An 18,316-nucleotide genomic window follows, 5' to 3' on the forward strand; every position below is an offset into this window, starting at 1 on the left:
GCCGGCTCCCAAAGTATCCGCGTCATCCTCAAGTCTTTGGAACGACGCGAACCCTGTAGGAGCCGTCCGAGGTTACGAGGGCCGCGAAAGCGGTGTGCCTGCCGGGCTTTTTGAGCGCTGTTGGCCTCAAGCATCCCGCAGCAGGTCATGGGCATTGAGCAGGCGGTAGGCGATTTCAGGGTTCTTCTCCAGACCACGCCGGATCGCTGCCGGGATTGCCGCGCGGGTCTTGCGGCACATGCCGGGCAACTCCGCGATTTCGATGACGATGCCGCGCATGCTGCGCACCTCATTGAAGCCGGGTGCAATGGTCAAGCGGATGCCGAGCAACTCAAACATGCGTCGCTGCATGTGCTCCAGATCGCTCAGGCTGGCAATGTTCTGCAGACGTTCAAGCAGACGTTTCTCTTCCTGTCGAGTCAGGCACAGGATGCGCATGTCCGTACCGGGGGTTCCCAGCAAGCGTTCACGGTCGCAAATGCAAGCGCCGGGCGGACACGGTGAGCGAATGGGCAGAGTGGGCGTCATGGGGGTCGATCATAGCGAGGCTTGAGGCCGAATTACAGCCGGGGCACGCGCGGGATTACCTGGCCAGTGTGCGCGACCGTTTCGGCGACTCTCAGGGACCACCGCTGGCAGGCGTTGCCTGGTCAGTTGCCACCTTGCCGGAACACCAGCGCCTTCAGTCCACCCTCAGGCTCTGCGTCGGCAAACTCCGGAGGATTGTCGAGTCGCTGCTCGAATTGCAGGCTCGGCGCTTCGCGGGTCACGCCTTCAATCAGAAAGTCCGCGCCCAACGCCGGGTCGTTCATGCAGGCCAATACCGTACCGTGGGCGCTCAACAGCTCTGGCAGCTTGCGCAGCACCCGCTGGTAATCCTTGGTCAGCAGGAAGCTGCCTTTCTGGAACGACGGCGGGTCGATGATCACCAGATCATAAGGGCCGCCGCTCTTCACCTTGCCCCACGACTTGAACAGCTCGTGCCCAAGAAAGCTGACCCTGCTCAGGTCATGGCCGTTCAGGCGGTGATTGTCGCGGCCTCGGCTGAGTGCGGCCCGGGACATGTCCAGATTGACCACGAACTCCGCACCGCCCTCGATGGCCGCCACGGAGAAGCCGCAGGTGTAGGCAAACAGGTTGAGCACGCGCTTGCCCGAGGCATTGGCGCGCACCCAGTCGCGGCCATAGCGCATGTCGAGGAACAGCCCCGTGTTTTGCTTCTTGCCAAAATCCACGAGGTAGCGCAAGCCACCCTCGGTCAGGGTCCATTCGTCCGGCATTTCGCCTGTCAGTGCTTCGGTCAGGCTGTCCGGCAGGTACCGGTGTTGCAGCAACAGGGTGTGAGCCTGGCTGTTGCGCCAGGCGGGTGTCTGGACGAGGTCGTTGAGCAGGCGCTTCAGCGCATCGAGGTCTTCGCCGGCAGGCTCCTTGAACAGTGACACCAGCATGACGCCCTCCATCCAGTCCACTGTCAGTTGCTCCAACCCCGGCCAGCGTCGTCCGCGGCCATGGAACAGCCGACGGGTTTCCGCGGGCGGAGGGGCGAGGGCGGTCAGCAGGTGTTGGTTCAGGGTCGTCAGCGCGTCGGCGTTCATCGGTGGGCAGCGGGTCGGCAATGAGAAAGGGCGGCATTCTAAACCCAATCAGGGGGCGAGCGTCTGCAACGCGTCGAGGACCTGCTTCAGTGCCTTGTTCACCGGTTTGTCCTGACGCAACACGATGCCCAGCGTCCGACTCAAAGGTGGCGTCAACGCCTGAACCTGCAAGCTGCGTCGATGATGGGGCGCCGCCACGGACATGCGTGGCACGATGCTGTAACCCAGGCCGGCGGCGACCATTTCCTTGATGGCCTCGATACTGCCCAGTTCCATCACCGGCTTGATCCGCAGCCCCGCCTGCAGGAACCACTCATCGATCAGCAGGCGGGTGCTGCTACCTGCTTCGAACACCACCAACGGCAGGTCCAGCAGCGAATCAGGCGTGACCCGCGCTGGCAGGGGCGACTGCTCGGCGCTGAAAATTGCCACGAATTCATCGTTCAGCAGCGGCGTCACCGACAGGCTGCGACCGGCAGCGGGCAGGGTGACCAGCGCAAGGTCCAGGCGATTTTCCTCCACCGCACGCAGTATGCCGTCGGTGTTGCCGGTGCTGACCCGCACGTCCAGTGCAGGAAATTGCTGGCGCAGGGTTTGCAGAATCGGCGGAAGGAGGTGGATGCAGGCCGTCGCGCCCGTGCCGATAGCGACTCGCCCGGCAACACCTTGGGCGTGGCTCGACAGGTCAAGCAAGGCGTCTTCTACCACCGCATCGATCCGACCAATGTGCTCCAGCAGCGTGCTGCCGGCAGACGTCGGCTTGATACGTTTGCCGACGCGCTCGACCAGGCGCAGGTTCAACCGTTCTTCGAGCAGCCGGATGTGCAGGCTCACCGCCGGCTGGGTGAGGCCCAGGCGCTCAGCCGCCGCGGAAAAGCTGCCATGGTGGATGACATGGGCAAAGGTGTGAAGGTGATTGAGGTTGAGCTGATGCATGTCAAAGTTTTACTGATGCTGAGAATGACGAATCATAGCTTTGTTTTGGGATGACGGCGCGTCATCATTGCTCATCCGTTTTTACCGTGATCCAGAAGAAGACCGCACATGCCCCACGACCTTATCTTGCGCGACGCCCTCGAACACGACATGCCCGCGGTGCAGGCGATCTATGCCCATCATGTGGTTCATGGCACCGCCAGTTTCGAGCTGGAGCCGCCAACCCTGGCGCAGATGTGCCAGCGCCGCAGGGATGTGTGTGGCCACGGTCTGCCTTATCTGGTGGCCGAACTCGAGGGCGAGGTCGTCGGCTACGGTTATGCGACGTTGTATCGGCCGCGTCCGGCGTATCGTTTGACCGTGGAAGATTCTGTGTACGTGCGCGAAGGCATGGCGGGCAGAGGCATCGGCCGGGCGTTGCTGGCGCTGATCATTCAGCGTTGCATCGACGGCGGTCGTCGACAAATGGTTGCGGTCATCGGCAACAGCGAAAATACCGCCTCGATCCGCCTTCACGAGCGATTGGGGTTTCGTACCGTTGGCGTATTTGAATCGGTAGGCTTCAAGCACGGCCGTTGGCTGGACACTGTTTTGATGCAACGCGAGCTGGGCGATGGGGCAGCGACCGATCCCCTTGGCTAGCGCGTGCTGGCTGTCAGCGGGGCGTGACGCTCAGTCTCTGTGCGTCGCCCTTGGCCGGAAGCCTTAATGGAAAGGTGTCATTCTGTATTACGTAATATGTTTTCAGGTGGCTTGAGGCTGGTCCGGTTGGCGTTGATCATCGCCAGAATCAGCGTGTGGCGGCTGCTGGCGCTCTGTCGAGTCTGACGTGTTCGCGAGGGTTTCGGGTACCCCTAACCACAACAGCACGAACGCTACAGCAGCGATGGCTGCCAATGTCAGGAAGGCCGCGCTGTAACCGGCTTCGCGAATGACCAGACCGGCCAGGCCATTACTCAACGCCGCGCCCAGACCGAATACCGTCGAGATGGCACCGAGGCTGACGTTAAACCGTCCGGTGCCTTGGGTCAGGTCCTTGACCACCAAGGGCAGCAAGGCGCCGAACGCGCCGGCGCCGATCCCGTCGAGCAATTGCACGGCCACCAGCCAGAACGGATTGTCCGACAGCACATAGAGCACGCCCCGCAATGGCAAGATGACAAAGCCCGCGAGCAGCAACGGTTTGCGTCCCCAGTTGTCTGCCTTTGCGCCCACCAGCCAGGCCACTGGCACCATCACCAGTTGCGCCGCCACGATGCATGCCGAGGTCAGCGGCGTGGCGAGCTGAAGGTCGATTTGTGACAGCTTCTGGCTGACCAGCGGCAGCATCGCCGCGTTAGCCAGGTGAAAGAGGCCGCAGCAGATTGCGAAGACCAACAGCGGCCGATTGTGCAGCAGCGCTGCCCATCCGCTCGGTTGATCGTTCGCGCCCTCGTCACTGGGGTCGAAGCCTCGGGCCACGTCATGATCGATGGCATTGCCGTCGACGAAGCTCACTGCGACGATACTTGCCAAGGCCATGAAGGCCATCAGATAAAACACCGCAATCGGTCCGAACAGCCACGAGCACCCGCCGGCCAGCAAGGCTGCGCAGGCGTTGCCGGCGTGGTTCCAGGTTTCGTTGCGGCCGGTGCGCCGGGTGAACGCCTTGGGTCCGGTGATCCCCAGGGAAATCGCCGCGATGGCGGGCGCGAACACGGACCCCGCGATGGCGCTGAGCGATTGGGTGATGGCGACCCACGTGAAACTGTGGATGAACGGCAGCACCACGCAGCCCGCTGTCACCAGCAGTGCCGCCACGACCACGACCATTCGCTTGCTGCGGGTGCGGTCAATCAGCGCACCCGCTGGCGTCTGGGTCACCAAAGCCGCTATACCGGCCAGGGTCATGACCAGCCCGATGCTGGCCGGGTCCCATTTGTGCACGGCCAGCAGGTAGATCGCGAGGTAAGGGCCCAGTCCGTCGCGGACATCCGCCAGGAAAAAGTTGAGGCCGTCCAGTGAACGGTTGTTACGAAGGTCTGAGTGACGCGCGGCGGATGGGCTGGTCAAGACGGTTCTCGGGGTAAGCGCTCGTGCAACCGGGATGGTTGCCGCTCTTGCTTAATGACCGGGCGCCGTTGAGTTGGTTCGACGCCCCCCTGGCAACTATTACCGGTCTGGTAAGGGACTTTATTGCCGCGACATTTGAATCGAGAACGGTGCAGGCATAAGCTTCGCGCCATTGATATCGTCCGGACACGTCGGTCCGGTCGTTTTTCGGAAACTTTTCATCAGGAATTGCCATGTCCAGCCTGTTTCCCGCCGCCCGTCCACGTCGCCTGCGCAGCAACGCACACTTTCGTGCGTTGTTCCAGGAGACTGAATTCACGCTGAACGATCTGGTGCTGCCGATCTTCGTCGAGGAAGAAATCGACGATTTCGTGCCGATCAACAGCATGCCGGGGGTGCGTCGCATCCCCGAGTCGAAGCTGGCCCAGGAGGTGGAGCGTTATGCCCGCGCCGGGATCAAGTCGGTGATGACCTTCGGCGTGTCCCACCATCTGGATGCCTCGGGGAGCGACACCTGGCAGGAGAACGGTCTGGTGTCGCGCATGTCGCGCACCATCAAGGACGCGGTGCCGGAAATGATCGTGATGTCCGACACCTGCTTTTGCGAGTACACCGACCACGGCCATTGCGGCGTGATGCACGGTGCGCATGTCGACAACGACGCGACCATCGAAAACCTCGGCAAGCAGGCCGTCATGGCTGCGCGCGCGGGCGCTGACGTGATTGCCCCGTCGGCGGCGATGGACGGTCAGGTCAAGGCGATTCGTGCCGCGCTGGACGCAGCGGGTTTCACGCAGACGCCGATCATGGCGTACTCGACCAAGTTCGCCTCGTCGCTGTACGGCCCTTTCCGCGAAGCAGGCGGTTCGGCGCTCAAGGGTGACCGCAAAAGCTACCAGATGAACCCGATGAACCGCCGCGAAGCCCTGCGTGAATCGCTGCTGGACGAGGCCGAAGGCGCCGATGCCCTGATGGTCAAGCCTGCGGGCGCCTACCTGGACATCATCCGCGATATCCGCGAAGCCTCGAACCTGCCATTGGCGGCGTATCAGGTGAGCGGCGAGTACGCGATGATCAAGTTCGGTGCCCAGGCCGGTGCCATCGACGAGGGGCGCGTGGTGCGTGAAAGCCTGGGCGCGATCAAACGCGCGGGCGCAGACCTGATCTTCACGTACTTCGCGATGGATCTGGCGCTGAGCGGGATCTGATTCATACGCAGCAGAGAGTCTGTGGGAGCCGGCTTGCTGGCGAATGCGGCGGGTCAGCAAACATCGACGGTGCCTGATCCATCGCATTCGCTGCCCTCGTAACCTCGGACGTCTCCCACAGAGGGCCGGGTTGATGCGCGAACCTGTGTCCAGACCGCAGACCTGTGGGAGTGAGCTTGCTCTGGGCGGCATTCCGACGAATGCGGTGGGTCAGTAAATATCGATGGTGCCTGATCCACCGCATTCGCTGCCCTCGTAACCTCGGACGGCTCCTACAGGGGCTGGGTTGTTCACAAACCAGTGTCCAAACCGCAGACCTGTGGGAGCCGGCTTGCTGGCGAAAGCATTGGGTCAGCACCATCAACGGTGACTGACCCACCGCATTCGTCCGAATTGCGGCCCAGACCCTCGTAACCTCGGACGTCTCCCACAGAGGGCCGGGTTGATCGCGAACCTGTGTCCAGACCGCAAACTGTGGGAGTGAGCTTGCTCTGGGCGGCATTCCGACGAATGCCGGGGCACATCCAATGAACCAGTCATGGATGGACCCGGACTTCGTGAACGAACTCACGCCCTCAGCGTCCGGTCGATCGACATGACCGCTACCCCTGCCAATCCTTGCTCGCCTCGGTCATCATCTCTTTGATCAGCACGCCGAAACGCTGACTCAGCAGGCTTTGTGGTCTGTCTTCCGGCAGCAGCAGGTAGGTGGAAAAACGGATCTGCGGCAGGAACGGACGGGTTTCGATGCCCATGTGCACATACTCCAGTGCCACCATCGGGCTGACGATACTCACGCCCAGTCCCAACGCCACCAATGAACACACGGTCGCCGCATAGGGCGTCTCCAGGTTCAGCTTGCGGTATTCCTTGTCGCCTGCGAACGCACGGTCTACGCGGGTGCGCGAGCCGTCATTGAGCGACAGCGAGATAAATTCCTCGCCGTTCAGATCATCGGGTTTCACCGACGTGAGTTGGCTCAGGCGATGCCCCTTGGGAAACACACAGACCCCTGGCACGTCGCAGATCTTCTGCGTGCGCACCCCGGGCATCTCCTCGCCGACGTAGGACGCGAGCCCTACATGGCAGAACTGTGAGGCCGCCCAGTGCGCAACCATCGGCGAATCGCTGGTGTGGATCGAGATGGCGGCTTCGGGGTTCTCCTGACGAAAACGCTGGATGACTTTCGGCAGCACGGTCAGCGAGAGCGACGGTACCGCCGCGATGCGCAACTGCCCGGTACCCCCACGGCGGATGTTCTGCGCCGACTTCTCCAGGCTCTGCAAACCGATGAATGCACGCTCCACGTCGGCGAAGAGGGCCGCGCCTTCGTCGGTGGGCAAGAGGCGTCCCCCCACGCGTTCGAACAATTTAAAACCACTGGCCCGTTCCAGTTGCGCAATCAAGCGGCTGATGTTGGGTTGCGAGGTGTGCAGCGACTCGGCTGCGGCGGTCATCGAGCCGCTCAACATCACGGCACGGAACGCTTCGACTTGTTTGAAGTTCATGACAGACCATATCAATTTGGTATGGACGACCAATGTATTGTCATTTGTTGGCATGAGCCAGAGGCTTTATAACTGTTTTCGACATCGAAGATGCCGCGCAGACGGCCGCGATGTCCAGGCGCACCTGACCCCGTGAGGCCGCGCTGTAAATCCCGCTGCTCTCTGCCCTTGAAATCGTTGCGTGACGTCACAGGGTGTGGCGCCGCGCTGGTAGGTACCCAGGAGGCAATATGTCGTTTTCATCCAGACTGTTTTCGTTAAGCGTGTTAAGTCGTGTACTCGCGTTCTCGTGTGTCTCCCTGGCCGGTGTGGCGCAGGTTCACGCGGTGGAGCTGCCGCCCGTTCCCGATGAAATAAAGGAAGCCGGGCAACTGCGCGCCGGGGTGCGGTGTGACCAGCCGCCGTACGGTTTTCAGAACGGCAACGGTGAGTTCGCCGGCGTCGAAGTCGAGATGTCCAGACAGATCGCGCTCTGGGCGCTGGGCGCCAAGGACAAGGTGAGCTTCACCTGCGTCACCGCTGAAAACCGCGTTCCGCAGCTGTTGGGGCGCAAAGTCGACTTCCTTATCGCCACCCTCGGGGTCACGCCTGAGCGCCAGCGGGTCATCGACTTCACCACGCCGTATCGCTGGGGAGCCAGTGACGTGGTGGTCAAGAAGGACAGCCCGATCAAGTCGATCAAGGACCTCAACGGCAAGACCCTCGCCACCCTCAAGGGCTCGGTGCAGGCCAAGTGGTTCGAGGACCACATGCCGCAGGTCAAGACCCTGCGCATGAACAGCGCGGCCGACGCCTTGCAGACCTTTCGTCAAGGCCGCGCAGACGCCTACACCCATGACGCCGCGACACTGGTGGTGGTCGCCGCCAATGACAGCGACGCACGCCTGATTAACGAGCCGTTCCAGATTTCCGACGCGGCCATTGGCGTGCGCAAGAACGACGAACCGTTGCGCGACTACCTGAGCGCCGCCGTCGCGAAGATGCACGAAGACAAACTGTTCGGCGGCTGGGTGCGTCAGTACGTTCCAGAAAACATCCAGAGCTACTACCTGAGCGTGTTCGAGCAAGCCAAACCCGCCGAATCACTCTGATCGAGCGCTGTCATGGATTTCGATTTCAATTACTTGTTGGCGCAATGGCCGGCGCTGCTCGACGGTGTCCTGATGACACTCCGGGTCTCGCTGCTCGCCATCGCCTTCTCCCTGCTGATCGGCATCCTCGGCGGCGCGGCGCGGGCAATGCGCATTCCGGTCCTGGCACAGGTGGTGGCGCTGTACGTCGAGTTGATCCGCAATACGCCGATTCTGGTGCAACTGTTCTTCATCTTCTACGGCCTGCCAGCCATCGGGCTTGAACTGTCGCTGTTCTGGTCCGGCGTGTTCTGCCTGTCGTTGTGGGCGGGAGCGTATCAGGTCGAGAACATGCGGGGCGGGTTGGCCACGGTGGAGCACAAGATGCGCGAGGCGAGCATGGCCTTGAGCCTCAAGCCGCATCAGTACCTGTATCTGGTGGCCTTGCCGATTGCCTTTCGGACCAGTTTGCCGGCGGTGCTCAACACCGCGATCTCGCTGCTGAAAAACTCGTCGTACCTGCAAGCCATCGGCCTGGCGGAACTGACGTTCGTGGCGGTCGACCGGATCGCCACGGATTTCAGGGCAATCGAAATGTTCAGCGCGATCTGCGTGATGTACCTGACCCTGGTGGCGATTCTGGCGCTGTTGACCGGACGCCTGTCTGCCCACCTGCAACGTCCTTTCAGGCACTGAGGTCGCGATGGATTTTCTGATCGAAAACTGGGGTTTCGTGCTCAAGGGCTTGTGGATGACCGTGCGCCTGGCGCTGGTGATCCTGCTGTTCACCACGATGATCTCGGCCATTTTCGGCGTGCTGGCGACGCTCAAAAATCGTCTGTTGCGCCTGGTGATTCACGGCTATGTCGAGTTGTTTCGTTCAATCCCGCTGATCGTCAACGTGTTCTTCATTTTCTTTGGCGCCCCGATGCTCGGACTCGATTTGAGTCCGTTTGCGGCGGTGGTCACCGGACTGACGTTGTGGGGCAGCGCCAACGGGATCGAGATCGTTCGCGGCGGCCTGGAATCGGTATCCCGCCATCAGTGGAAAAGCGCGTGGACCCTGGGGCTGCGTCCCTGGCAGATCTACCTGCATGTGATTGCTCCGCAATCGATGAAGGCGATTCTTCCGGCGTATACGGGGCTGCTGACCATGTTGGTGCAGGCCACTTCGCTGGGCGCGCTGGTGGGCGTCGGCGAGTTTCTCAAGGTCGGCCAGATCATCGTCGAACGCTCCACCGTCATGACCGGTGTCAGCCCGGCATTCAGCGTCTACGGCCTGGTGCTGCTGGTGTACTTCGTCATCTGTTCATTGCTGAGCTGGCTCAGCCGTTATCTCGAACGTCGCCTGGGTCGTCCGGCGATGCGCGTAACTCGTCAAGGGGTTTGATCATGCAAGAATCCAAAGTCAGTCGTCGCCTGAAAGAAACCACCGCCCCTGAGGTCAACGAGTACATCTACCGGCCGCGTCTGGAAGGGTTTGCCGATGGCTTCATCAATCTGGGCAACGTCAACAAGGCGCACATCGTGATGCTCGCCGAACAAGGATTGATCCGGGAGGAACACGCCACCGCACTGGCCAAAGGTGTGTTGGACATGGAGGCCGCCGGGCCGGGTGAGGTGACGCTCGATCCGTCTCGTGAAGACGCCTATTTCAACTACGAAGCACACCTGATCGAGCAGATCGGCACCGACATCGGCGGCCGGCTGCACACCGGACGCAGCCGTAACGACATCCTTGCCACCCTCGATCGCCTGCGTTGCAGGGAGGTGCTGATGAGCCTGATCGACGCGCTGATCCAGACCCGTCAGACCGCGTTGAATAACGCTGACGTGTTCGCCGAAGTGGTGATGCCCGGTTATACCCATTTGCAGCCAGCCCAGCCGATCACTTACGGCTATTACCTGTCGGCCGTGGAACAGGCGCTCGAGCGCGACTGCAAGCGCCTGACCCAGACCCTCGAAAACATGAACCAGAGCCCCTTGGGTGCTGCCGCATTTGCGGGCACCCCGTTCGACATCGACCGCGCGCGCACCGCCGAGCTGTTGGGTTTCGACGGGTTTCTGGACAACGCGCTGGACGCCGTCGGCTCGCGGGATTTCATTCTTGAAAGCCTGTCGCATCTGAGCTTGTTGTCGGTGTTCTGGAGCCGGGTGGCTCAGGATTACTTCGTCTGGAGCACTCACGAGTTCAGCCTGATCGACTTCCCGGACAGCGTGGCCGCGACGTCGAGCATCATGCCGCAGAAGAAAAATCCGACTGTGCTCGAATACCTCAAGGGGCGGACCGGGCATATCGTCGGCCTGCTGATGGCTGCGAGCGTGACGGTCAAGGGCAGCAATTTTTCCCACACCGGCGATGCTAACCGCGAAGGCACCCGGGGTTTCTGGGAGGCGGCGGAAGAAAGCCTGCGCTGCCTGAAACTGTTGGAGCTGGTGCTGCGCACGGCGATACCCAATGCTGACCTGGCCGTGCGCCGTGCTGGCGAAGATTTCTCGACGGCCACCGGGCTGGCTGACTTGATCGTCCGCGAAGCCGACCTGTCGTTTCGCGAGGCGCATCATGTGGTTGGCGCGGCGGTGCGTAAGGCGATGGATGCCGGTCTGCCAGCGCATCGAATCGACACCGACATGGTCGACGCCTGTGCCATGGAACAACTGGGACACGCGCTGAATCTGCCAGCGCATAAGGTCCGCGAATGCCTGGACCCGACCGCTAATGTGCAGTCCCGCGATTCGGCCGGTGGCCCGGCGTTGTCGTCGCTGCGGCCAAGCCTGCAGCGGGCCAATGCGCGCTTGCAGCTGGAGCGTCAGGCGAATCAGGCGCGGCGGGATCGACTGTCGGCCGCGCAGGAAAAACTGCAGGCCGCCACGCGTGCGCAGGCCGGCCTATGAAAAGCATGTTGACGGTGCGTGGACTGCACAAGCACTTCGGCGAGGTCGAGGTGGTCAAGGGTGTCGATCTGGATGTCGCGCAGGGCGAGGTGGTCGTCATTATCGGCCCCAGCGGTTCGGGCAAGTCGACTTTCATTCGTTGCCTCAACAGCCTTGAGACACCTTCAGCCGGCAGCGTGGTGGTCGATGGCGGCGACTCTGTTCGGGCCGATGACCGCAAAGCCATGGCTCGCTTGCGTGAGGACATCGGCATGGTGTTTCAGGATTACACCCTGTTTCCGCACATGACAGTCATGGCCAACATGATTCTGGCGCCGGTCAAGGTCAAGAAGCAGAGCAGGGCTGACGCCCAGGCCAATGCGCTGGCATTGCTGGACCGCGTCGGGCTGCGGCACAAGGCCGAGGGCTATCCGGGCGAGCTCTCGGGCGGGCAGCAACAGCGGGTGGCGATCGTCCGCGCGCTGGCAATGAAGCCGCGCCTGCTGCTGTTCGATGAGCCGACCTCAGCGCTGGACCCGGAAACCGTGGGCGAAGTGCTGAACGTGATGAAGGGACTGGCGGCGGAAGGCATGACGATGATCGTGGTGACCCACGAGATGGGCTTTGCCCGGGAAGTGGCGGATCGGGTGGTGTTCTTCGACGGTGGGAGGATCGTCGAAATGGGGCCGCCCGCGCGGATTTTCTCGGCACCGGAACACCCGCGCACCCGGCAGTTCTTGCAGAGCGTGCTGCATTGAGCGCAGTCGCGTCAGCAGCGCAGGCAACCAGGGCAGGGTGATGATGGATATCGCCTGATGGACGCTGATCGGGTCAGACCGCCGCGGTCTGGCCCGGTGCGTCGGGTTCGCTGTGTGCTTCTCGCCAGGCGTCCAGCCCGCCGACCAGTGCCTTGCCGCGTGTCAGGCCATGTGCGCGAAGTTTCTGCGCCAGCAACGCTGCCGACAGCTCGTTGGGGCAGGCGCAATAAAACACCATGTCCACGTCAGTCAGTTGCGCGAGCCAGGGTTCCAGCGGCTCTTCAAGACTGATCGATAGCGCGCCGGGAATGCCTTCGACCACGGCGGTATGGAATTTAGGCCGCACATCGATGATGACGGGCGCGTCGACCGTGTCACGCAGCGCCAGGAGTTCTGGCACGGTGATGCGTGGCACTTTCGAGGTGCGAGCCAGCAGGTGTCGGCGCCTCCAGTATTTCCAGCCGATGAACAGCCCGAGCGCAGCAAGCACGCCGGCGATGGCGATGGGCAGATAACCGGCCAACAGGCTCAGCAGGGGAATGATGGCGTCAGTGAACAGCATGCCCAGCAACAGTGCCGAACCGGCCCAGATGAAAGAGCCCGCGAGCGAGTAACGCATGAACGTGGCGATCGGCGTGCCATGCATGCCGGCCACGGTGGTGACCAGCGCCCCCGCGCCGGGCAGGAATTTAGACAGCAGCATGGCGCGCGGGCCGACCCGGTCGTAGACGTTCAGACCCTGGCGAATGCAGGTGTCCTGGGACAGTGAGATTTTGCAGATGGATTTGAGCAGGACGCCGCCGTAGCGCTTGCCTGCCCAGTACCACAGGCCATCGGCGATCAGGCAGGCGAACATGGCGACCAGCACGCCTGCGCCCAGCAACGGCTTGCTTTGCATGGCCAGCGCGCCGGTGACGATCAGCGTCGGGTAAGCCGGAACCGGCAGGCCGATCTGCTCCAGCAGCACGTTGACGAACACCAGCAGCAGGCCGTGGCTTTCGTTCAACTGCTGGAGTTCGTTCATGGCGGGTGGCTCCACAGAACACGCGGGTAAAACGGCGCGTAAAAAAAGGTGTCAGTACCGTCGCCTGAACACCCTTTTGTGTCAACACCGAATGTGCGTCAACCAAGCATCTCGATGGCGGCGGCAACGCCTGCGCCGTACGCTGGGTCAGCCTTGGCGCAGTTGTCGATATGACGCTGCTTGACCATGGCTGAGGCGCCGCTGATGGCCCGCGCGGTGTTCTCGAACAGCACCTGCTGTTGCGCCGGGGACATCAAACGGAATAACGCGCGAGGCTGCGAGTAGTAGTCGTCATCGTCCTTGCGGAAGTCCCAGTTCGCTGCCGCGCCATGCAGTTCCAGCGGTGGCTCGGAGAAGTCCGGTTGTTCGACCCAGGCGCCCTTGCTGTTAGGCTCGTAGCCGATGGTGCCGCCGCTGTTGCTGTTGACGCGCATCTGACCGTCTCGGTGATAACTGTTGACCGGACACCGTGGGGCGTTGACCGGGATCTGATGATGGTTGACGCCCAGACGGTAGCGCTGTGCGTCGCCGTAAGAGAACAGGCGGCCTTGCAGCATCTTGTCCGGCGAGAAACTGATGCCCGGTATTACGTTGGCCGGGTTGAAGGCGGCTTGCTCCACATCGTGAAAGTAGTTTTCCGGGTTGCGGTTCAACTCCAGCGTGCCGACTTCGATCAACGGGTAGTCGGCGTGCGGCCAGACTTTGGTGAGGTCGAAGGGATGGACCTTGTACGTGTTGGCGTCCTGCTCCGGCATGATCTGCACGAACATTTTCCATTGCGGGAAGTCGCCTTTCTCGATGCTGTCGTACAGGTCGCGCTGATGAGTCTCGCGATCACTGGCCACCAGATCGGCCGCTTCCTGATCGGTGAGGTTCTCGATGCCTTGCTGGGTTTTCAGCGTGAACTTGACCCAGAAGCGCTCGTTTTGCGGGCTGATGAAGCTAAAGGTATGGCTGCCGAACCCGTGCATGTGACGGTAGGACTTGGGCAGGCCACGGTCGCTCATGACCACGGTGACCTGGTGCAGCGCCTCGGGCAGTGAACTCCAGAAGTCCCAGTTGTTGTCGGCGCTGCGCATGTTGGTGCGCGGGTCGCGTTTGATCGCGTGGTTCAGGTCCGGGAACTTCAGCGGGTCACGCAGGAAGAACACCGGCGTGTTGTTGCCCACCAGGTCCCAATTGCCTTGCTCGGTGTAGAACTTGACGGCGAAACCACGGATGTCGCGCTCGGCATCCGCGGCGCCGCGCTCGCCGGCCACGGTGGAGAAGCGAATGAAAATGTCGGTTTGCTTGCCGATGTCCGAGAACAACTGCGCCTTGGTGTAGCGGCTGATGTCGTGGGTGACGGTGAAGGTCCCGAAGGCGCCCGAACCCTTTGCATGCATGCGACGCTCCGGGATGACTTCACGGTCGAAGTGGGCGAGTTTTTCCAGCAGCCACACGTCTTGCAGCATCAGCGGACCGCGTGGGCCGGCCGATTGCGAGTTCTGGTTATCGACGACGGGCGCGCCCGCGACTGTGGTGAGTTTATTCATGATCAGGCTCCGGTTAGGGACGGTCAGTCTCGCCGGATCAGCGAGCCTGTTCTTGGACGCTCGTGCGCCTTTTTCGTGTAACTCGCCCGCCGATCACCCGAAGATAAAAAAAGCGCCCGTTAAGGGCGCCAAAGGGAGGAGAGAAAAGTCCGGCAGGTGACGCTAAAGGCGATGACTGTCCAGCGCGGTAACGGCCAGCAGGGCCGGGCTTTGTGCCCACACCTCCATGGTCGAAAACCAGGAATGAGGTCGGGTGGTCTGGCGGCATTCGCTGGTGAACGAGGCCCCGGTCGGAATGTCCAGCTTGATTTTGCAGATCAGTTGATTGGTCCGGTACAGCAATTCACTGACCAGGTTAGCCGTGGCGTAGTCACCCGCGTCGACGGCGTTGTCCATGAATGGCTGCGCACGCGCGGTCAACGCGGCCAGCCGCTGTGACAACTCATGGATCGCTTTGAAGCATTCCCGAAACCCCGGGGCCAGCTCGGCATCCGCCAGTGGCAGCGCAGCCGGCACGTCCTGAGTCGTGGTGCCGCTGAGCCCGTGAATCCTTGCCCGCAGGAACACCATGAACTGCTGGGTTGATTGATCGAGGCCCTTGAACAATTCCTTGAGGGCCTTGTAATTCAGCTTGCGCAAACGCCAGCGCACCTCTCTGGCAAATGCCCCGACCTGCTCGGACGTCTGCAGGTGTTCATTGAGCAGTTGCAGAAAAGCGTCACGCTCGTGACCGTGCAGAGTGGTGTACAAACCGTGGGCGTCGGCAGCGAATTCGGCGTTCAGCGCAGGCCGTGGATTGAGTTCGGCAAACATGATCAATCTCCTCACAGTGGGTTTTGAAGGGCCTGTGCGTTTCGGTCTGGTTCTCAGCGTCTGAAGAAGGATCGGCCTGGGCGACAGGAATGAGTTAACGGTATCCCTGTCACCGACCGAGGTCACTTGTACGTGGGTTTTGCGGGCTGATACGTACGTTTTCGGTGGTCATACTTTGGTTTGTTCACCCGCCCGAGAGCCGCCGACGCCGGGCAGAATCCACCCCCGTGTCAGGCTACTGCCCGGTTTTCAGCAACACCGGTTGCTCGCTGTACCGGTCGGCGAACAACTGCTTCAGCTGACTGACCTTGGGCAAGTCGTTGATCACGATGTACGGGTAGCTCGGGTGGGTGGTCAGGAAATTCTGGTGATAGTCCTCGGCCGGATAAAACCCGTTGTACTGCTCGATTTTGGTAACAATCGGTGCGTTGAACGATTTGGCGGCATCGAGCTGGGCGATGTACGCCTGGGCCACCGCCTGCTGCTCCGGTGTCTCGGGGAATATCGCCGAACGGTATTGAGTGCCATGGTCCGGGCCTTGACGGTTCAGTTCGGTGGGGTTGTGGGCCACCGAGAAGAAGATTTGCAGCAATGTGCCGTAGCTCACCTGGGTCGGGTCGAAGGTGACTTCCACCGACTCGGCGTGCCCGGTATCGCCCTCACTGACACGGTCGTATTGCGCGGTGTCGGCTTTGCCGCCGGCGTAACCGGACACGACTTTTTTTACGCCCTGCACATGCTGAAACACACCCTGGACACCCCAGAAACAGCCCCCCGCGAGCACCGCCGTCTCGCTGTGTGAGGTGCTGACCTTTTCGTCCTGCTGTGGCGGCGCGATGCTCACGGCATCTTCAGCGCCGGCGAACGAGCAGGCGGCGGTTTGCAGCAGCACGGCCCCGGCAAACAACCGAAGGCCGTTGCGGCGCCAGGCAGGCAATGCAGCGGTAAAACGGGAAACACTGAGCTTTTTCATGTCTGACACTCCTGAAACGGGCGGAATCAACCGAAGGTGAAGGCGTAAGCGGACACGCCCGGGTCGGTGAATTCGATGCTGAAGGTATGGTCGGCGACATCGCCGGATTGACGCACGAGCTGGTACAAACGTTGTTCGGTCACGATGCCGCTGCCGTCCGGGGCAACGTCAGTGCCATGGGATGCACCGGGGGCCTGACCGTCGATCATGACGTTGAAACGCACCGGCTTGCCGTCGCTGCCAGGGCCGAGGACCAGGTGCAAATCACGGGCGTGGAAGCGATAGACAATCTTGCCGTTTGCGGCGGCCAGGCTCGCGCCTTCGGCGCCGATGGTCCATTGTCCGTCCAGACCCCAGTGGTTGAGTGCCAGGCTGTTCGGCGTACTGTAATGGGCGGCGCGGTCAGTTTTGGCGCCACCCGGCGAGACGAAGTTCTCGGCGCGTTCGAAGCCCAGATAGGTTTCTGGCGACTTGACCTCGCCCATGTCCGCAGCCTGCTGCACACCCTTGCCGTTGGCATCGATCAGGTCGGTGGTGATCTGATGGTGACCCGCTTCGCGCAGCAGCTCCTGAATCACGCGCTCGGACTCGTCGTAGGCGCCTTCACCGAAGTGGTGGTAGCGGATCCGGCCCTGGGCGTCGGCAAAGTAATGGGCCGGCCAGTACTGGTTATTGAAGGCGCGCCAGATCCTGTAGTCGTTGTCGATGGCCACCGGGTAATGGATGCCCAGGTCGGCCATCGCCTTGGTGACGTTTTTCACGTCGCGTTCGAACGCAAACTCGGGAGCATGAACGCCGATCACCACCAGACCCTGGTCACGGTATTTGTCGGCCCAGGCTTTGACGTAGGGCAGGGTGCGCAGGCAGTTGATGCAGGAGTAGGTCCAGAAATCCACCAGCACCACTTTGCCTTTCAGTTGTTCGGCGGTCAGCGGGGCGGAGTTCAACCACTGGACGGCGCCATCGAGCGAAGGCAGTTGGCCTTCGACCGGCAGGCTCGAGGTGGTGTTGTTCGCCGCCATCATCATTGCCCCTGAAGCCTGCATGCGGGCGCCGTTTTCGTCGCGACCGGGGATGTTCTGCGCCATCATCGCGCCGCCCTGCATCACGTTACCGTCGGGCTGGGCATGCCCCGTCAGGCGACCGACCAGCGACTGTTCCAGGCCACCAGTCGATGCCGTCGACACGCGCGCCAGAATCCCGGTGTCCAGCCCCAGTGCGATGGCGGCTACACCTGCCAGCATGGCGGCACCCAGCCCGCGACGAATCCACTCACCGGCACCCAGTGAGCGTTTCATTGCCGTGAACACCTTGCCTCCCAGCAGCAATGCGAGGGCCAGGGAGGTCGCGGCGCCGGCGGCATACGCCAACAGCAGCAGGGTGGTGCCAATGCTGGCGCCTTGCAGTGCCGCGCCGGTCAATACCAGACCGAGGATAGGCCCGGCGCACGGCGCCCACAGCAGCCCGGTGGCGACGCCGATCATGAACGACGCCCATGGGCTGGGTCTGGCGTCCACGCCCGCGTTTTCGGATAAGCGACTGCCCGCGGCCACCAATGGCCGGGTCAGGCGCTCGGCCAGCTTGGGCAGCAGCAACGTGAGGCCGAACAGCGCGACGAAAATCAGCGCCAGTCCGCGTCCGTACTGATTGAGTTGCACAACCCAGCCACCGCCGACCGCCGCCAGTGTCGCCACCAGCGCAAAGGTCACCGCCATGCCCACCAATAACGGCAGGCCACTGCGCACAAAGGGTTGTCCGGTGCGGGCAAAGACAAATGGCAGCACCGGCAGAATGCAAGGGCTGACGATGGTCAGCACGCCGCCGAGGTAGGCAAGGATGATCAGGAGCATGGGTTAATTCCCTTCAGATAAATCCGGTTTGAAAGCGACGGCACATTTGTAGGAGCGTGGCTTGTCCCGCGATCGGCGACGAAGTCGTCGTAGATTCAGATCACGCGTTGATCCAGACAA

The 18,316-nt window shown here is 61.9% G+C and carries 17 protein-coding genes; 7 read left to right on the top strand and 10 right to left on the bottom strand.

The window, feature by feature from the left end; genetic code table 11:
- Positions 1 to 126: 126 nt before the first annotated feature.
- The 3 genes from BMY73_RS05120 to BMY73_RS05130 all read right to left on the bottom strand — a co-directional run bounded on the left by BMY73_RS05120 (position 127) and on the right by BMY73_RS05130 (position 2,531).
- Positions 127 to 528, bottom strand: coding sequence for a hypothetical protein (locus BMY73_RS05120; protein ID WP_092405511.1), 402 nt, complete (start codon positions 526 to 528; stop codon positions 127 to 129).
- A gap of 122 nt (positions 529 to 650) precedes the next feature.
- Positions 651 to 1,595, bottom strand: coding sequence for a class I SAM-dependent methyltransferase (locus tag BMY73_RS05125; RefSeq protein WP_092405513.1), 945 nt, complete (start codon positions 1,593 to 1,595; stop codon positions 651 to 653).
- 48 nt (positions 1,596 to 1,643) lie between these two features.
- Positions 1,644 to 2,531, bottom strand: coding sequence for a LysR family transcriptional regulator (locus BMY73_RS05130; protein WP_092405515.1), 888 nt, complete (start codon positions 2,529 to 2,531; stop codon positions 1,644 to 1,646).
- Between the two features lie 108 nt (positions 2,532 to 2,639).
- On the opposite strand from BMY73_RS05130, the gene BMY73_RS05135 reads away from it, so the two are divergent.
- Positions 2,640 to 3,173 (top strand): GNAT family N-acetyltransferase, encoded by a 534-nt coding sequence (locus BMY73_RS05135; protein ID WP_092405517.1) that lies wholly within the window; start codon positions 2,640 to 2,642, stop codon positions 3,171 to 3,173.
- A 102-nt stretch (positions 3,174 to 3,275) separates the two neighbouring features.
- Here the strand turns inward: BMY73_RS05135 and BMY73_RS05140 are convergent, their stop codons facing one another.
- A complete protein-coding gene (locus BMY73_RS05140; protein WP_092405519.1) occupies positions 3,276 to 4,583 on the bottom strand; it encodes an MFS transporter in 1,308 nt (435 codons plus the stop codon).
- A gap of 233 nt (positions 4,584 to 4,816) precedes the next feature.
- Here BMY73_RS05140 and hemB point away from each other — a divergent pair, with 233 nt between their 5' ends.
- Positions 4,817 to 5,791, top strand: a complete 975-nt coding sequence (hemB, locus tag BMY73_RS05145) for a porphobilinogen synthase (RefSeq protein WP_062381867.1) — start codon at positions 4,817 to 4,819, stop codon at positions 5,789 to 5,791.
- Positions 5,792 to 6,393: 602 nt separating this feature from the next.
- On the opposite strand, the gene BMY73_RS05150 is transcribed toward hemB, so the two are convergent.
- Complete coding sequence (locus tag BMY73_RS05150) at positions 6,394 to 7,299, bottom strand: LysR substrate-binding domain-containing protein (protein ID WP_092405521.1); 906 nt, start codon at positions 7,297 to 7,299, stop codon at positions 6,394 to 6,396.
- Between the two features lie 230 nt (positions 7,300 to 7,529).
- Between BMY73_RS05150 and BMY73_RS05155 the strand changes: the two genes are divergently transcribed.
- Genes BMY73_RS05155 through BMY73_RS05175 form a run of 5 tightly spaced genes read left to right on the top strand, consistent with a single transcriptional unit; the run spans position 7,530 to position 12,001 of the window.
- Positions 7,530 to 8,390 (top strand): transporter substrate-binding domain-containing protein, encoded by an 861-nt coding sequence (locus BMY73_RS05155; protein ID WP_092405523.1) that lies wholly within the window; start codon positions 7,530 to 7,532, stop codon positions 8,388 to 8,390.
- Between the two features lie 12 nt (positions 8,391 to 8,402).
- Positions 8,403 to 9,065, top strand: coding sequence for an amino acid ABC transporter permease (locus BMY73_RS05160; protein WP_062381865.1), 663 nt, complete (start codon positions 8,403 to 8,405; stop codon positions 9,063 to 9,065).
- 7 nt (positions 9,066 to 9,072) lie between these two features.
- Positions 9,073 to 9,759, top strand: coding sequence for an amino acid ABC transporter permease (locus BMY73_RS05165; RefSeq protein WP_062381864.1), 687 nt, complete (start codon positions 9,073 to 9,075; stop codon positions 9,757 to 9,759).
- 2 nt (positions 9,760 to 9,761) lie between these two features.
- A complete protein-coding gene (gene argH, locus BMY73_RS05170) occupies positions 9,762 to 11,264 on the top strand; it encodes an argininosuccinate lyase (protein WP_092405525.1) in 1,503 nt (500 codons plus the stop codon).
- Positions 11,261 to 12,001 (top strand): amino acid ABC transporter ATP-binding protein, encoded by a 741-nt coding sequence (locus BMY73_RS05175; protein ID WP_092405527.1) that lies wholly within the window; start codon positions 11,261 to 11,263, stop codon positions 11,999 to 12,001. Before argH ends, BMY73_RS05175 begins: the two co-directional genes overlap by 4 nt.
- 73 nt (positions 12,002 to 12,074) lie before the next feature.
- Here the strand turns inward: BMY73_RS05175 and BMY73_RS05180 are convergent, their stop codons facing one another.
- The 5 genes from BMY73_RS05180 to BMY73_RS05200 all read right to left on the bottom strand — a co-directional run bounded on the left by BMY73_RS05180 (position 12,075) and on the right by BMY73_RS05200 (position 18,196).
- On the bottom strand, positions 12,075 to 13,025 hold the full coding sequence (locus tag BMY73_RS05180; RefSeq protein WP_092405529.1) for a VTT domain-containing protein: 951 nt from the start codon (positions 13,023 to 13,025) through the stop codon (positions 12,075 to 12,077).
- A 98-nt stretch (positions 13,026 to 13,123) separates the two neighbouring features.
- Positions 13,124 to 14,560, bottom strand: coding sequence for a catalase (locus tag BMY73_RS05185; RefSeq protein ID WP_092405531.1), 1,437 nt, complete (start codon positions 14,558 to 14,560; stop codon positions 13,124 to 13,126).
- 162 nt (positions 14,561 to 14,722) lie between these two features.
- Positions 14,723 to 15,373, bottom strand: coding sequence for a hypothetical protein (locus BMY73_RS05190; RefSeq protein WP_062381860.1), 651 nt, complete (start codon positions 15,371 to 15,373; stop codon positions 14,723 to 14,725).
- A 235-nt stretch (positions 15,374 to 15,608) separates the two neighbouring features.
- Positions 15,609 to 16,346 (bottom strand): peptide-methionine (S)-S-oxide reductase MsrA, encoded by a 738-nt coding sequence (gene msrA / locus BMY73_RS05195; protein WP_092405533.1) that lies wholly within the window; start codon positions 16,344 to 16,346, stop codon positions 15,609 to 15,611.
- A 26-nt stretch (positions 16,347 to 16,372) separates the two neighbouring features.
- The gene (locus BMY73_RS05200; RefSeq protein WP_092405535.1) at positions 16,373 to 18,196 is read right to left on the bottom strand and encodes a cytochrome c biogenesis protein DipZ; all 1,824 of its coding nucleotides are present in this window, start codon (positions 18,194 to 18,196) and stop codon (positions 16,373 to 16,375) included.
- Positions 18,197 to 18,316 lie beyond the last annotated feature (120 nt).

This window comes from Pseudomonas sp. NFACC02 (assembly GCF_900110765.1).
Classification (GTDB): domain Bacteria; phylum Pseudomonadota; class Gammaproteobacteria; order Pseudomonadales; family Pseudomonadaceae; genus Aquipseudomonas.